General features: G+C 48.4%; 12 protein-coding genes. 8 read left to right on the top strand and 4 right to left on the bottom strand.

The genetic code is table 11. The features are described 5' to 3' along the window. Positions 1–209: 209 nt before the first annotated feature. Both D0S45_11600 and D0S45_11595 read left to right on the top strand, forming a co-directional pair. Positions 210–1,085 carry a flagellin gene (locus D0S45_11600; GenBank protein ID TIH15306.1) on the top strand — a complete coding sequence of 292 codons (876 nt, stop codon included), beginning with the start codon at positions 210–212 and terminating at the stop codon, positions 1,083–1,085. Positions 1,086–1,473: 388 nt separating this feature from the next. Then, positions 1,474–2,619 (top strand): NADP-dependent isocitrate dehydrogenase, encoded by a 1,146-nt coding sequence (locus D0S45_11595; GenBank protein TIH15305.1) that lies wholly within the window; start codon positions 1,474–1,476, stop codon positions 2,617–2,619. 111 nt (positions 2,620–2,730) lie between these two features. Here the strand turns inward: D0S45_11595 and D0S45_11590 are convergent, their stop codons facing one another. Then, positions 2,731–3,063, bottom strand: coding sequence for a hypothetical protein (locus D0S45_11590; GenBank protein ID TIH15304.1), 333 nt, complete (start codon positions 3,061–3,063; stop codon positions 2,731–2,733). A 225-nt stretch (positions 3,064–3,288) separates the two neighbouring features. Here D0S45_11590 and D0S45_11585 point away from each other — a divergent pair, with 225 nt between their 5' ends. Together D0S45_11585 and D0S45_11580 are read left to right on the top strand one after the other, a co-directional pair. Next, on the top strand, positions 3,289–4,344 hold the full coding sequence (locus D0S45_11585; GenBank protein TIH15303.1) for an efflux RND transporter periplasmic adaptor subunit: 1,056 nt from the start codon (positions 3,289–3,291) through the stop codon (positions 4,342–4,344). A gap of 21 nt (positions 4,345–4,365) precedes the next feature. Beyond that, positions 4,366–7,479, top strand: coding sequence for an efflux RND transporter permease subunit (locus tag D0S45_11580; protein ID TIH15302.1), 3,114 nt, complete (start codon positions 4,366–4,368; stop codon positions 7,477–7,479). A 452-nt stretch (positions 7,480–7,931) separates the two neighbouring features. Here D0S45_11580 and D0S45_11575 read toward each other — a convergent pair whose 3' ends face one another. Then, entirely contained in the window at positions 7,932–8,465 is a 534-nt protein-coding gene (locus D0S45_11575; GenBank protein ID TIH15301.1) for a hypothetical protein, read from the bottom strand. Positions 8,466–8,566: 101 nt separating this feature from the next. Further along, complete coding sequence (locus D0S45_11570) at positions 8,567–9,727, bottom strand: pyridoxal phosphate-dependent aminotransferase (GenBank protein TIH15300.1); 1,161 nt, start codon at positions 9,725–9,727, stop codon at positions 8,567–8,569. Positions 9,728–10,011: 284 nt separating this feature from the next. Here D0S45_11570 and D0S45_11565 point away from each other — a divergent pair, with 284 nt between their 5' ends. Genes D0S45_11565 through D0S45_11555 form a run of 3 tightly spaced genes read left to right on the top strand, consistent with a single transcriptional unit; the run spans position 10,012 to position 12,576 of the window. After that, positions 10,012–10,563, top strand: coding sequence for an aminodeoxychorismate/anthranilate synthase component II (locus D0S45_11565; GenBank protein ID TIH15299.1), 552 nt, complete (start codon positions 10,012–10,014; stop codon positions 10,561–10,563). Beyond that, positions 10,529–11,818: an anthranilate synthase component I family protein gene (locus D0S45_11560; protein TIH15298.1), complete on the top strand. Its 1,290-nt coding sequence runs from the start codon at positions 10,529–10,531 to the stop codon at positions 11,816–11,818. The genes D0S45_11565 and D0S45_11560 overlap by 35 nt, the downstream gene beginning before the upstream one ends. Further along, positions 11,815–12,576 carry a class IV aminotransferase gene (locus D0S45_11555; protein TIH15297.1) on the top strand — a complete coding sequence of 254 codons (762 nt, stop codon included), beginning with the start codon at positions 11,815–11,817 and terminating at the stop codon, positions 12,574–12,576. The genes D0S45_11560 and D0S45_11555 overlap by 4 nt, the downstream gene beginning before the upstream one ends. Before the next feature lie 81 nt (positions 12,577–12,657). Here the strand turns inward: D0S45_11555 and D0S45_11550 are convergent, their stop codons facing one another. Then, a complete protein-coding gene (locus D0S45_11550) occupies positions 12,658–13,923 on the bottom strand; it encodes a phosphatidylserine decarboxylase family protein (GenBank protein ID TIH15296.1) in 1,266 nt (421 codons plus the stop codon). A gap of 386 nt (positions 13,924–14,309) precedes the next feature. On the opposite strand from D0S45_11550, the gene D0S45_11545 reads away from it, so the two are divergent. Next, entirely contained in the window at positions 14,310–14,999 is a 690-nt protein-coding gene (locus D0S45_11545; protein TIH15295.1) for a flagellar brake protein, read from the top strand. The last annotated feature ends 4 nt before the right edge of the window (positions 15,000–15,003 follow it).

The raw sequence follows: 15,003 nt of genomic DNA, 5'->3' as shown, positions 1-15,003 counted from the left end.
TATGCAGGTAATGCCCGAAGATGCTCAAGGTGATGTGTCGGTGTTTATCCGGGCTGAAAGGCTGTAGGCCGTTTCTCGAACTGTTCCGGAGGGTATTTTATGCAGTAGAAATTCAAGCGGATTTTGTACTGACTAATCAAACCAGTAAAAGGTCGGAGTGGAAGGACCCACTCAGGCGAATTTTCTAAATAATTCAAGGAGGAATTATTATGTCGCTCGTAATTAATCACAACTTGATGGCCATGAATGCTAGCCGTAACTTGCAGGAATCATATGGTAACCTCGGTGTTTCAACCCGTCGCCTGTCTTCAGGTCTTCGTGTTGGAACCGCAGCTGATGATGCCGCAGGTCTGGCAATTCGCGAACTCATGCGTGCGGATGTTAAGTCCCTGAATCAGGGTATCCGTAATGCTAACGACGCCATCTCCATGATCCAGACTGCTGATGGAGCTCTCGGTGTTATCGATGAAAAGCTCATCCGTATGAAGGAACTTGCAACTCAGGCCTCAACCGGTACTTATAACTCTGACCAGCGTCTTATTATTGACTCTGAATATCAGGCAATGGCTTCAGAAATTACCCGTATCGCGAATGCTACTGACTTCAACGGAATCCACCTGTTGAACGGTAATATCTCAGGGGCTCATGATGGTTCTGGCACAAGGTCAACCGGTAAGGTCAAGGTTCACTTTGGTACCGCTAACGACAGTGCTGAGGATTATTATTACGTCTCAATCGGTACCTCCACAGCTTCCGCGCTTGGTGTTGGCCTTGCCGCAGGCAACTCCATCTCCACGCAGCAGATGGCTCAGGAGTCTCTCGATAAGCTGAATAATGCGATTATATCCAAGGATAAGATTCGCGCAAACCTCGGTGCTCTCCAGAACAGACTGGAAAACACCATTACCAACCTCTCAATCCAGGCTGAAAACGTTCAAGCAGCGGAATCACGCATCTCGGACGTAGACGTTGCGACTGAAATGACTGAGTTCACTAGGAACCAGATCCTCACTCAGGCCGCAGTAGCCATGCTTTCCCAGGCAAACGGTATGCCCAGGATGGCAATGCAGCTCATCGGTGGCTAGTATCACAGATGAGTTCAATACACTCAGAAAGGGAGGTCCGAAACATCGGGCCTCCCTTTTCGTTTTGTCTGAATTGTGAATTATGTACTGTTGAACCAGCTTCGTTTTGATTAATATTTCTTTGTTTGCTTTTTTTGCGAACTCTGCTGTGCTGCTCTGTAGTTTTAGTCTCTATCTTTACTTTTTTGCAAGAACATCGTATATCTGCTGCCTGAATCCAGAAATGCAGATACAATCCTGCCTTTTGTCCAGCCCGCGGACGGTCGTCATCCGGTTCCTCTTTTCAGTTTACGCAATAACTCGAAAAAATCCGTCCAGCCCTGCCTAGTATTATCCATTGCACAGTCGTAAGGAACCGGAGCTGTGCTCATGATTTAAGGAGATCATTTTGTCTACAAAAAAAGTATACTTCATTGAAGGTGACGGTATCGGCCCGGAAGTTTGGGGTGCCGCCCGTCCTGTAATTGATGCCGCACTTGAAAAAGCCTACTCCGGTGCAAAGAAAATTGAATGGGCTGAACTCCTTGCCGGTGAAAAAGCATATGAAGCCACCGGAGAATATCTCCCGCAGGAAACTCTCGACACTCTCGCCAAAGCGGAACTGGCTATCAAAGGTCCCTTGCAGACTCCGGTAGGCAAAGGAATCCGTTCCCTCAACGTAACCTTGAGACAGGTTTTTGATCTCTATGCCTGCATTCGTCCCATTCGCTATTTTGAAGGGATAGAATCTCCGGTCAAGCGTCCCGATCTGGTGGACATAGTGGTTTTCCGTGAAAACACCGAAGACGTTTATGCCGGTATCGAGTGGAGCTCTGCTTCTCCCGAAGCTAAAAGGGTAATTGATTTTCTGGTTGATGAAATGGGTGCCAAAATTGATCCCACTGCCGGGATCGGCATCAAGCCCATCACTCCCGCAGGTTCCAAACGTCTGGTGCGCCGGGCCATTGATTACGCTATTGACCAGAATCGCGAATCCGTGACTCTGGTACACAAAGGCAATATCATGAAATTTACCGAGGGCGGTTTCCGTCAGTGGGGCTACGATCTCGCTGAGGAAGATTATGCCGGGCAGGTTGTCAAAGAGGGCGAAGATGCAGCTGGAAAGGTTGTCATCAATGACCGCATTGCCGACGCCATGTTTCAGGAGTTGCTCATGCGTCCCCAGCAGTACAGCGTGGTAGCGACCACCAACCTAAACGGGGATTATCTCTCTGATGCGCTTGCCGCACAGGTTGGCGGACTTGGACTTGCCCCGGGCGTAAACATGGGTGACAAGCTTGCCATTTATGAAGCAACCCATGGAACAGCACCGACTATCGCCGGTAAAGACCTTGCAAACCCCGGAAGTATTCTGCTTTCCGGTGCTATGCTGCTGGAAAATAACGATATGGGCGAAGCCGCGGTTCTGATTAAGAATGCGGTTGAAAAATCTCTGGCGGCCAAAAGAGTTACTGTGGATCTGGCAAGCCAGATCAGCGGAGCCGAACAGGTCGGTTGTAAAGAGTTCGGTGAGATTATTCTCGCCAATCTGTAGTAAGTAGCTGAAAGGACTTACCCAGTAATAATTGAAGTCTGAAAGTATTAAGCCCTCCCCACGCCATGCGCGGGGAGGGCTTTTTTGTTGGAAAGTTGTGGGCCGGGAAATTTATTCCACTTTGTACTTAATGCCCTTGGGTGATTGTTTCAATTCTATGTGGCTGTCCGGGTTGTTGATTTCGGTAGAGGTTATTTTGAGTTTTTCAAGGTCGTATACATCCGGGATGGTGCGCACTATGAGCTGCATTTTGTTAAAACCTTTGAGCATGTGTTTCTTTTGACCGGGAATAAGCCTGAACTGAGCCACACTTACATTGCTTTCCGCAACAGTGATTGATCCCGCAACAGGATATTTACATTTATTCTGTATGGTCAGGGCAGCCGATGGATCTGCTGTTAATAACAATGCTGAAAGTATAATAATTGCGAATAGTTTATTCATTTTTGTGCTTGGGGATAAATTTTGATGTTGATCAAAAATGCCAGTTTGTTTTCAGGAGAGTAAATTATAAATTTGTCCAAGTGCAGTTTTTATAATTCATACTTTTGGTTGAGTGGGTGAGCAGTTGCATATGCTAATGAGATTAAATCTCAGTTGACTATATTGTGATCTCACGTAATGTGTGGCCGTCAGAAATAAAGTTATAATTCATATCGGAGCCGATCTATGCACCAGATAATATTTTTTTTGATTTTCGTACTTTCTGCCTGCCCAGCATTCGCTGCTGAGAAAAAGGCGCCTCAGATGCCGCCAGCAAATGTGGTTACCTCCAAGTCTTTTGCCGGACAGGTTGCACCTGAGTCTTCCTATATTGGTACTGTGTACTTTTCCGAAACATCCGATGTTGCATCCGAAGTAAGCGGCAAAATCGTCAGGGTAGATGTGGAGGAAGGGGACATTGTCAGGAGGGGCGAGGTGTTGATCAGACTCAGCTCCGACCTGCTTAATACTGAGATTCGTGCTGCTAAAGCTGCCTATGCTGAGTCCAAGGCTAATTATGATCTTGCCAAGCGCGATTCGCAGCGCATCACCAAACTTTTTAAAGGCGGCTCCGTTCACGAAGGGGAGTACGATTCCAAGCGGTTCAAAGCTATTGCTATGGAAAGCGAACTTGCCTCATCGCAGGCTAAGCTCCGTCGTTTGCAGATTCAGCTTTCTAAAAAAACGATTCGTGCCCCTTTTGACGGTATTGTGCTTAAGCGCACAGTTTACCTCGGTGAATGGCTTTCAGTGGGTGCCGATGTGGTCAAGCTGGGTATGAACACCAGTTACGATGTTGTGGTCAACGTACCGCAGGATGTTGCCCAAGTGGTCAAGCCCGGTCTTGTCGTCAGTATTACTGCCGGTGGGAATGAGTATAAGGGCGAAGTCTTTGCGGTTATTCAGAGTGGTGATGTTGCCAGCCGAACTTTTCCGGTAAAAATCAGGATTAACGGCAAAAAACGTTTTGCCCAAGGTATGGAAGCGCGTGTTTCCCTGCCCAACGGCATCGCAAGCGAGACGGTTGTTGTTCCCCGTGATGCGGTCATCACCCTACGTGGAACCACCATGGTCATTGCAGCTGTCGACGGTAAGGCTCAGCCCTTCCCGGTGCAGGTTATCGGCTTTAAAGGAATGAATGCCGGAGTGCGTGGCAAGGGTCTCAAGGCCGGAATGGACATAGTTACCAAAGGTAACGAAAGACTCAGGCCCGGTCAGTCCGTGGTCATCGATAATAAATAGCCCGGCGGGCCGGAGTAATTCATGGATTTTGTTAAATTTTCAATTGAAAAACCTGTTTCGGTGCTGGTGGGAGTTATCCTGTTGGTTCTGTTCGGCGGTCTGGCCCTTTCCGGTCTGCCGTATCAGCTTTCACCGTCAGTGACCGAACCGGAAATTACAGTTGTAACCTCGTGGACTGGGGCAACCCCCTATGAAATTGAGCGTGACATCATTGAGGAGCAGGAAAAAGTACTCAAAGGTGTCACTGGACTGCTGGAAATGGAGTCCGAATGCTTTGACAGCTTTGGCCGGATTTCCCTGCGTTTCAAGATCGGAACCGACATCGATGATGCACTGCTCAGGGTTTCCAACAAGTTAAACGAGGTTAAGAAATATCCCTCGGATTCAGACCGTCCGGTTATTTCTGCCACAGGTGCTTCGGCTTCCCCGGTAATCTGGATGATCCTGCGGACCCTGCCTGAGAATAAGCATCATATTAATGAATTTGCTACTTACTTTGAAGATGAAGTGCGTCAGTATCTTGAGCGCGTGGACGGTGTCGCGGACCTGTTCATCGGCGGCGGTACTGAAAAGGAAATGCACATCATTATTGCGCCGGAAAAGCTGGCCGCCTACAACCTGACCATCGACAAGGTCACGCAGGTTCTTAAAAGCGAGAACGCCAACGTTTCCGCCGGTAACCTCGGCGTGGGGCGTCGTGATTACCGTATCCGCACCACTTCGGAGTTCAAAAGTCCTGAAGAGATCGAGAGTGTTGTAATTACTTCCTCCGGTCAGCAAAGGGTAACCATTGCTGATGTCGGCAGGGTTGTCTCCGGGTTTGAGAAGAGTACTGTGGCGATGCTTCACAACGGTATTCCCGGCATAGCAGTCGGGGTTAAGCCGGAGCCCGGTTCCAATGTTCTGGAAGTGACTAAGAACGTACGTACGGTTGTGGAAGAACTTAATGCCGGAGTCCTTGCCAAGGAAGGTGTTTTTCTTGACTGGGTTTACGATCAGGCCCCGTACATCAACGGTGCAATTGATCTCGTAAAGCAGAACATCATTATCGGTGGTGTGCTGGCGGTTATCGTGCTGCTCATCTTTTTGCAGTCCCTTTCCGCAACTGTCATCGTCGCTATTGCTATTCCAATTTCCGTGGTCGGTTCATTTATTGTTTTCGGCGGCTTGGGCAGGACGCTTAACATCGTCAGTATGTCGGGGATTTCTTTTGCGGTCGGTATGCTGGTGGACAACGCTATTGTTGTTCTCGAAAATATTGACCGTCACCGTGGCATGGGCAAGTCGCCATATAAGGCTGCTTATGACGGGGCCAGTGAGGTCTGGGGCGCGGTTCTGGCTTCGACCCTGACGACAGTTGCAGTCTTCCTTCCGGTTGTATTTATCGAAGAGGAAGCAGGTCAGTTGTTTAAGGATATCGCCATTGCGGTTACCTGCGCTATCTCGCTTTCCCTGTTTGTGTCCATTTCAGTTATTCCCATGCTGGCTAAGCAGTTTTACTCATTTTCCAAGCGCACGAAGAAAGTTAAAAAGAACATTTTGACCGGAATCGGGGCTAAATTTTCTGATGGAATTATGGGGCTGCTCAGCCTCGCTATCCGTAACTGGGCCACAAGGCTCTCCACCGTCGCCATCCTCGTAGCGGCCTCAGCTTTGCTGGTAATTTCATTTTTTCCGAAAATGGAATACCTGCCGCAGGGTAACAGGAACCTGGTCCTGTCCATCCTCATCCCGCCGCCGGGGCTTTCATTTGAAGAACGCGATTCAATCGGCGAATATATTGCTGCTCAGACCAAGCCGTATATGGAAGCGGAAAAGGACGGATTCCCACAGGTTGAGAGTTTGTTCTACGTCTCTGCCCCGGATATTAACCTCTTCGGTGCCATTTCTAAGGACGAGGATCGCCCAGCGGCTATGATTCCGCTTTTTAACCGCATCATGAACTCAATTCCGGGCATGTTCGGGGTTAGTATTCAGGCTTCCATTTTTGAAACAGGTTTAGGTAAAGGGCGTATGGTCGCTGTTGATTTCAGCGGACCGGAACTACCTAAACTTATGGCTGCTGCCGGAACCATGTTCGGCATGGCGCGGCAGGCTATTCCCGGCGGGCAGGTTCGTCCCATCCCGTCACTTGAAATGCTTTACCCTGAAGTGCGTATCGTGCCGGACCGTGACCGTCTGCGCGCGGCAGGCATGACCAGTCAGGAAATAGGTGAGGCACTTGATGTGCTTATGGATGGCCGTAAGATCGGTGATTTTAAAGAAGAAGGTAAAAAGAAGATTGACCTGAAGCTCATGGCCTCGGAAAATCGGGTCGGTACCCCGGAAGACCTCTACGAATCCCTTGTGGCAACCCCGCAAGGCTGGGCGGTCCCGGTATCTTCCCTTTCCAATTTGGAGCGGACCTACGGTATTACCCAGATCCGCCATCTTGAGCGGCAGAGGACCGTGACTTTGCAGATCACTCCGCCCAAGAGTATGCCTCTTGAGCAGGCTATGGATATTGTCCAGAACGAGCTTATTCCCAAGGTTAAGGAAATGGGGCTCATGGACGGCGTAAACGTGCGTATGTCCGGTGCGGCTGATAAGCTGACTCAGACTCGTGAGGCCATGCAGTGGAACTTCCTGCTGGCGGTGGTCATTACCTACCTGCTCATGGCGGCCCTGTTTGGTAACTTCATTTACCCGGTCATCATTTTGCTGACCGTGCCTCTTGCGGGCGCAGGCGGTTTCCTCGGCCTGAAGCTGGAGAACCTGTTCATCGCTCCGCAGCCGCTGGATGTGTTGACCATGCTCGGGTTCGTTATCTTGATCGGGGTTGTTGTTAACAACGCGATTCTTATCGTGCACCAGTCCCTGAACAACGTTCGTAACGAGGGCATGGAGCACCGCGAGGCCGTGCTTGAAGCAACCCGCTCAAGACTACGCCCAATCTACATGTCAGCCACAACATCCATCTTCGGTATGCTCCCGCTGGCAATCGCACCCGGTCCCGGTTCCGAACTGTATCGCGGACTCGGAGCGGTAGTACTCGGCGGTCTGGCCTTGTCCACTGTATTCACCGTGTTCATGATCCCGGCCCTGCTCATGTTCTTCATCAAGATGGAGAAGGTCGGCGGGAAGGTTGAAGTATAGGTTACAGAAATAAAACTGATCGTATTGTTGAGAAACATAGGATCATAGGCTACTTATATTCCCATCGGCGTTGAATGCGTCGGTGGGAATTTTTATTAAGGAAGCAGCAATCATGAACTACGCCGCTATCTGTTCCATGGTTAAGGATGAGACCGAATTTATTGGGGAGTGGGTACGGGTTATGTTCATCTCCCGGAGTTGCTCTCCAAAGGGCTGACCATGAGCTACGATAGTTTTTACGTTCCCAATTGTACCCATCAAACGGGCCATGTAAGCATGGTATGATGACAAGGAGTACCGCTTTGTGCTGGAAGCCTATCCTGTTCTGCACGGATTGTTTCTGGCGCAGGGGAAAAACGATGATGCGCGCAGTATTCGTGAATACCTGAAGCGGGTGGTCAGAGATTGTAAGAGGTGTAAGGTTGATGTACCTGCTGGAATTGAAGCGTTTATCAGTTCTTTTGGGAATTTGTAATTCTGAATTTACGAAATATATAAATCAACAAGCCGCAAACAATAGCGCAATATGACAGAATGAACATCATGGCCGTCAGGTTGCTGAATGGTGTGCCTAGGTAGAGGTTGGCATCAATTATTAACTGCGTCATGGATAGGCTACATAATATTGTGCTGGCAAAAAATAGGTAGACGAAATTTGTAAGTCGCCTGTAAGTTTTGTTTTTTCTTTTCGGGGCCAGCCAATATTCACGGTTAGGCAGGTTTACGAATTTGTCCGGGAACTTGATGCCGAAGTAACGGAACAACAGAGCTGATCCGGTAAGAAAACAGTATAAAAGAAAGTTTTGGTTTATAAATGTAGACGACGACTCGTATTCCTGCGGCCTACCTCCATTACCGAATTTGGTCACTATTTCAGTGGGAAGCATCGGCGCGTAGTGCCATAGTTGCCACATGGCAGCGAGAAAGGAGAGAGTGAGGATATAAGCTGGAATTGTGAAGCCGTTATTTTTTTGGTACTTTTTCATGTGCCTGAATATAGCCCATAGGTGTAATATATTCCATCAAATTAAAAAGCCCAGCGGAAAACTCGTAGAGCTTTTTGGGTTAAATCTATAGCAGCTGGGAATTAGCTGTTTTCTTTTACATACCTCTCCAACCGATCCATCCCTTCAGCTAGATTTTCCATTGAATTGGCGTAAGACAAACGAATAAATCCTTCGGCTCCTTCACCGAAATCAATGCCCGGAGTGACTCCGATTCCCGCCTTTTCGAGGATATCAAAAGCCAGCTTGAGGGAACTTCCCTCGAATTTTGCCGCAAGGTGTTTCATGTTGACCAGCACGTAGAATGCTCCAGTGGGTTCCACTTTGAGATCAAAGCCGATCTCGCGCAGCCGCTGGATCAGGAACTTGCGCCGTTCATCATAAATACCCTTGATACGGTTAACCTCGTCCCATGATTCGGTCAGTGCGGCTACCCCGGCATGCTGGGCCATGGAGTTGGCCGAGATAAAGAAGTTCTGGCAGAGCTTCTGCATGGGGCGCACGTATTTTTCCGGGGCGATGATGTAGCCCAGCCGCCATCCGGTCATGGCGAAAAGTTTGGAAAAACCGTTGAGCACGAATGCGTGGTCCGTGTATTCAAGGATGGTGTGTTCTTTTTCACCATAGACAAGGCCGTGGTAAATTTCATCGGAGATAATCCACGGTCCCATCTTGGCTATTTTCTCCATCCGCTGGGGGGAAAGCAGAGTTCCAGTGGGATTGGAGGGCGAGTTGATCAGGATGGCCTTGGTGCGCTCATTGATTGCTTTTTCAATTGCTTCCGGTCTGTACTGAAATCCATCTTCTTCAAAGGTGCGGATGGAGTTGGCTTCGGCTCCTGAAAAGGAAATAAAATTGCTGTAGCAGGCGTAGCATGGGTCGGAAACAATGATGTTGTCGCCCTGATCTAAAATAAAGGTGAAGAGCAGCAGCATTGCCGGGGAGGTGCCTTGGGTGATGATAACCCGGCCCGGATCAACGTCCACCCCGTAAGTCTCTCGATAATATTTGCTGATGGCCTCGCGCAGTTCCGGGATACCGAGGCTGTGGGTGTAGTGGGTTTCGCCGGATTCCATGGCTCTGATGGAGGCTTGTTTGACGCATTCCGGGGTGTCGAAATCCGGTTCACCGATTTCCATGTGGATGATGCTGCGGCCCTGCCGTTCCAGTTCCTGCGCTTTTTCCAGAATGTCCATGACTAAGAACGGGGTGATCTCACAGGCTCTTTTTGATATACAGTCCATTTTTGCTCCAAGAAGGGATATGATGCGCTACGCGCTTTGGATATGAGATTTCGCCTCCGGCGGCCAAAGGCCTATAGCCGTTAGGCGAGAGCTTTATGCTCGAGTCTTACGGATATTGAGAGTGGAACAGATAATCTCCTTTGGAATCCTTATTAGGGGGAGGGATTTTGTATGGTTATTCGTACATATACATTTTGAGCCGTGTAAGCGCAACATAGCCAGTTTGAATCTTCATATCATGCTTGTGCCCGATCAGGCGATGAAGTAAATACCCGCCACAGACCATGAATATACTTCTCATAGATAACAACGACAGCTTTACCAATAACCTTGAGCATCTTTTGGCCCGCGAAATTGCGGAGGCGGAGATTGCGGTATTTTCTTATGCGCAAGTATTGGGTGGGGAGGCTGCGTTTGATCTCAGCGTATACGAGCTGATCATAATTTCACCCGGTCCCGGATGCCCCGCTGATTATCCGGGTTATGAGCTGGTGATCGAATCCGGTCTGCCTGTGCTGGGGATATGTCTCGGCATGCAGATTCTTAATGAATACTTCGGCGGTCGCACCGCAAGGCTGGACGGCTGCTTTCACGGCCGCACCGAGCGCATTGATTTTGTCGGTAAAAATTTGGCCGTGGCCCGCTATCATTCTCTTTATTGTGATGAGTTGGGACGGGGATTGAAATTACTCAGCAAGAACAGTGCTCAGGTTCCTATGGCAGTGGCCCACGAAAATTTGCCCCTGCTGGGTTACCAGTTTCACCCGGAATCTTTTCTAACCGAGCAACCCGGAGTTTTCATTGAATTCGCCCTCCATCATTTCGGACTCCTGTAGCTTCGAGCGGTTCCGGGAAATCGCTTTCCATTTCGTGCGTGAGCATGAAGCGGATGTGTTGCTAGGTTCACCGAATTTTCCTGATTCATGCATGAGCTATCTGGGCATTGAGCCGCAGGGTGAACTTGTTCTCCAGTCCGATATCTCCGGCGCAGACGTTTCTGCAAAAATGAAGGCATTCTGTTTTGCCGGAGACGGCCCCGTTATTGGCTATCTTTCTTATGAGCTTGGACATAAATTGCGCGGGGTGGGAAGCAATAAGGATGCTGAGTTTCCCCTATTGCATTTGAAAAAGTACCGCGCGGTACTGGTTCATGACGGTGGTAAATCTTCCCTGAAATCACTCTGTACTAACGAAGCTTATCGATTAGTAATTGAGGGTTCGATACAGAAAGCTGAAGCAATTCCTGATGTTAAACTGCCGTCTTTTGCTGAAGGCGATATTTGTATGTCCCTTGATAAACAGGGGTATGAAGATGGAGTGTCCCGCACTCTTGAATATATCCGGGATGGCCTCACCTATCAGCTGAACCTGACCACTCGTTTAACCATGGATGGTGGGAAAGTTGATCCCGTACTTTGGTTCTTCGGGCTGCATAAACGTTATCCCGCACCTTACTACGCGCTCTTTAGCAGCGGTGGAAAAGTAATTGTTTCTACTTCTCCGGAACTTTTTTTGCGGGTGGAGCAGGGCCGGGTGCTTTCGGAACCCATCAAAGGAACTCTGCGCTTTGATGAATATTCCGAAGAGCAGGTTTACTCGCTCCAAAATTCTATAAAAGAAGACTCCGAACTTTCCATGATTGTGGATTTGATCCGCAATGATATCTCCGCTGACTGTAGTTATGGATCGGTGGTTGTTGAGGATCACAAGTCCGTATTTGCGGTGGATAATCTGTTGCAGATGTTCAGCCGGGTACGCGGGGAGCTGGCAGAAGGACGGGATTGCATCGACCTGCTCTTGAATGCTTTTCCCGGCGGGTCCATTACCGGATGTCCTAAGAAAAGTTCCATGGAGCTTATCGATAGGCTCGAACCGCACGTGCGTGGGCCTTACTGCGGCAGTATCGTGCTTATTCATGGCCCACAGGATATGGTTTCATCGATCCCCATCAGAACTGCTGTCTATGACCGGGAAACCACGAAACTCGATTACTGGGCCGGAAGCGGCATTGTCATTGATTCCGACCCCGAAGCGGAGTACAAGGAAACAATTGCCAAAGCTGGCAAAATCCTTGATCCGGAGTCAGTATGATTTATTTCAGGAATGGTGAATTCATCGAAGATACGGTCAGCCTTGATCTTGCCCAGCTCGCTTTCAGAACCGGGTACGGTTTTTTCGAGACCATTTGTTGGAACGGCAGCAAAATTTGCCATTTGGATTTGCATCTTCAGCGGGCGCGCAAGAGCCTTGCTGAATTTAATATTACTGAGAAGGCTTTGGATTACAATCCCATCATCCGTGAAGTGTTATCAGCAAATGGGCTGGATAATAAATTTGCACGGGTGAATATATTTTTTCCGGTTGAACAGGGCAGTACTTTGCCCATAGTTTGCGCGGCCCCTTTTGAGTACATCACGAATCGCACTTGGACTCTAAAGCCGTGCCCACATATTTTTCTCTCTCCGCTTATGGCTCACAAATCCACCAATCGCATGGATTATCTGAATGCATGGCAGGATGCTTTGGCTGATGGATTTGATGATGCTTTATTGCAGGATTTTGATGGTAATGTGCTTGAATCCTCCTTCGCTTCCTTGCTTTTTAGAAAAGGCGGGACCTTCTTCGAGTCCCAGACTGATTATAAACTTCCCGGCACGGCCCAGACTGTTGCTTCTGAATATATCGAGATTCAAAGCGCAAAGATAAAGCTTGTTGAGGTCGATCAATTTGATCACGTCTATGCCCTCAATTCATTGGGCGGCATGATTCCGGTTACTGCCATTGGTGATCTGGAATTTGATGCTGATTTTGCGATTTCTGAGCAGGTGAGCGAAGCTGTGCTGGGGTAATTTTGCAGCAAGGTCAAAAAAAGCCTCGGCACAATTGCGCCGAGGCTTTTTTTGTTGGAATTCTGGGCGTGATTTCAAGATTTAACGGACAGTGGCTATGCGGGAGCGTACCGGAATGTTTTTCGTTTCGAGACCGGGTATTTGACCGCGCAGATCGAAATAGAGATTCACACCGGGGCGGAATATGAGCACATGTGTTGAGCCGCCGAAGTGGAACATGCCTAGTTGATCGCCTTTTTTTACGTGCTGGCCTTCGTAAACAGTTATCTCGTTAGAAGAGACTTCCGCCATGCCGACAAACATGATTGCCATTAGACCTATGTCGGGGTTATCCGCTTTAATAAAGATAAGCCCTCTGGCCGCCGCCTGGGTGATGTAGCCCTGAGACCTGTTGGGGCTGGCCGGATCAAATCCTACCGTGGGGGACTGGGCGTAATATGACCCGTCGATCACTTTTGTCTTTACGATCCTGCCGCTGACCGGACTGTGCCAGCGGTGGTAACTGAGTGCGCTCAGAAAAGCTTGATAGATGGTTCCGCCTTCGAATCTGGCGGCCAGCGGGTCGCCGTCAAGCATGTGGTAGAGCGAATACGGCTGACCTTTTATCCAGAATTGATCCCGCAGTTTAACATTTCTAGCCAGATTGAACGGGGCGGATTCGCAGGCGTTCGCAATAACGGATTTATCGTTGGGGGCGGCAACCGGGCGGCGTCCTTTGCGGAACTGGCGGGTGAAAAAATCGTCCCATGAGGCGAACCCGTGGTATGGCTTGTCCGGGTCGCAGATGAAGTCTTTTGCAAATCCCGGCATGGCCTTTTGAGCATCACGCCCAAACCATCCGTTTTTGGGATTGTCACTGAGTACGTAACGGGAGTCCGGAGATCCGAGGAATACTGCCCACTGGTTGAGTATCTTTTTTAGCTGGGCATTGACCCGTGTATCGAGAAAAGCACTTGTTCCGGCTGAGGTGCCCATGGGCCAGTTCAAAATGGAATTGATGGGAAAACCCACCATAGGGGTTTCGTTGAATTCAGGTGCTTGCTGTGAAATGTCACTCAGTTTTTGCAACATTTGAACGTAGCTGCGGATTTGCGGATTACCTGCCGGATCTTTCTTGAATTTCGGCGTGTCAGGCACCATCTCGAACATCTGTGTAAAAAGCATAAATAGTTTCGGATCGTTTTCAATCAGCTCCTTGAATTCCTCTACGACCGGCAGGAGTTGCGTTGTATCGTTTGAAACCGTCGGTTGTGAAGCACTGTTTGCTGATACGGCAAGTCCAAGGCACAGGAGCAGACCGCTTAAAAATATAGCAATTCTTTTTGTCCAATATCGATTACCAGTCATTTCCCGGACCTCCCATTTAAATTGTTGATGGATGGAGTCAGATTAGATTCTTATCAGTCTTATAACCTGCGGGAAGGAATATTGCCAAGGTGATGATTAAAAATAGTATTGTTGAAACAGGGTTAAAATATCAGGAGGGCATGAGTTGTCAGAGTCTGATTAGCGCTTGATTGATATGATGATGCGTTGTTGCGGGATTATGAAGAAGATTTTGTGATTGACAATAAAATGAGTGCTAAAATACTTGCGCTGAGATTATAATATAAAGATTATTCGGTATGTGGCTATGTAGAGCCTTGTTTTTGGTCGTTATAAGTTGTATACTAATTCCGCTTTTAGTTTAGGGGAATTATCGCTGATCGATTTATTTATGGTGGGCTTAATTAATGGTTGCAGGCAATACTAAGTTTTCAGTTCTTTCGTGTGGTTCTTTGGACAATCTTGGGCTTCAGCAGGGCGAGAGTGTCAACATTGAATTGTTTACGACTCAGGAGCGTCTTTGGGGGGAGGTTGTTGGTTTTAAATCTGGTGTATTTCTTTCTGTATGGCTTCCAGCGTTAAGAGAAAGAGAATATCAGCGGATTTTGGCTGATGATCCAGACGTAACTGTTCGAGCAAAATGCAAGGGCTGCTTTATATGCGGGTTCCGTTCAACGGTGACCAGAGTTATGAAGTATCCTTACCCTATTCTTTATCTGAGCTATCCTGAGTCCTTTGAGAAGGTTAGTTTACGAAAGAATGAGCGTGTTGAATGCTTTCAACCAGTACGCATTCTTTTTAGAGGCACAGAGTTGCAGGGAGTCTTTAAAGATATTTCAAAAGGTGGAGGGAGGATATCATTCACCCTTCCTGATGGGAATATTTTCTTTAATATGGGACAAGATTTAACGGCTGATTTTGCTTTCAAGATGAATGGTGACGGACCCGAGATTAGTGGAGTTGGGGTTGTTCGTAATGTGGTCAGCGGCTCGACCAATGTCTCTATCGGCCTAAAGTTCAGTAAGTTCAAGAGTGAGGCAGATGCATTATTAGAGCAGGTTATCAAATCATTCAGCTTGCATGCCGGACCTGCTTAGATAA

Origin of the sequence: Marinifilum sp. JC120, assembly GCA_004923195.1 — a bacterium.
In the GTDB taxonomy this organism is placed as follows: domain Bacteria; phylum Desulfobacterota; class Desulfovibrionia; order Desulfovibrionales; family Desulfovibrionaceae; genus Maridesulfovibrio.
Note: the sequence above shows the minus strand (reverse complement) of the source record. Positions and strands in the feature narration are given on the sequence as shown.

Excerpts from the sequence above, each read along its gene's own strand:
- D0S45_11565 (TIH15299.1), top strand. The coding sequence starts at position 10,012 with ATGAATATACTTCTCATAGATAACAACGACAGCTTTACCAATAACCTT.
- D0S45_11600 (TIH15306.1), top strand. The coding sequence starts at position 210 with ATGTCGCTCGTAATTAATCACAACTTGATGGCCATGAATGCTAGCCGT.
- D0S45_11570 (TIH15300.1), bottom strand. The coding sequence starts at position 9,727 with ATGGACTGTATATCAAAAAGAGCCTGTGAGATCACCCCGTTCTTAGTC.
- D0S45_11575 (TIH15301.1), bottom strand. The coding sequence starts at position 8,465 with ATGAAAAAGTACCAAAAAAATAACGGCTTCACAATTCCAGCTTATATC.
- D0S45_11580 (TIH15302.1), top strand. The coding sequence starts at position 4,366 with ATGGATTTTGTTAAATTTTCAATTGAAAAACCTGTTTCGGTGCTGGTG.
- D0S45_11590 (TIH15304.1), bottom strand. The coding sequence starts at position 3,063 with ATGAATAAACTATTCGCAATTATTATACTTTCAGCATTGTTATTAACA.
- D0S45_11550 (TIH15296.1), bottom strand. The coding sequence starts at position 13,923 with ATGACTGGTAATCGATATTGGACAAAAAGAATTGCTATATTTTTAAGC.
- D0S45_11585 (TIH15303.1), top strand. The coding sequence starts at position 3,289 with ATGCACCAGATAATATTTTTTTTGATTTTCGTACTTTCTGCCTGCCCA.
- D0S45_11555 (TIH15297.1), top strand. The coding sequence starts at position 11,815 with ATGATTTATTTCAGGAATGGTGAATTCATCGAAGATACGGTCAGCCTT.
- D0S45_11545 (TIH15295.1), top strand. The coding sequence starts at position 14,310 with ATGGTTGCAGGCAATACTAAGTTTTCAGTTCTTTCGTGTGGTTCTTTG.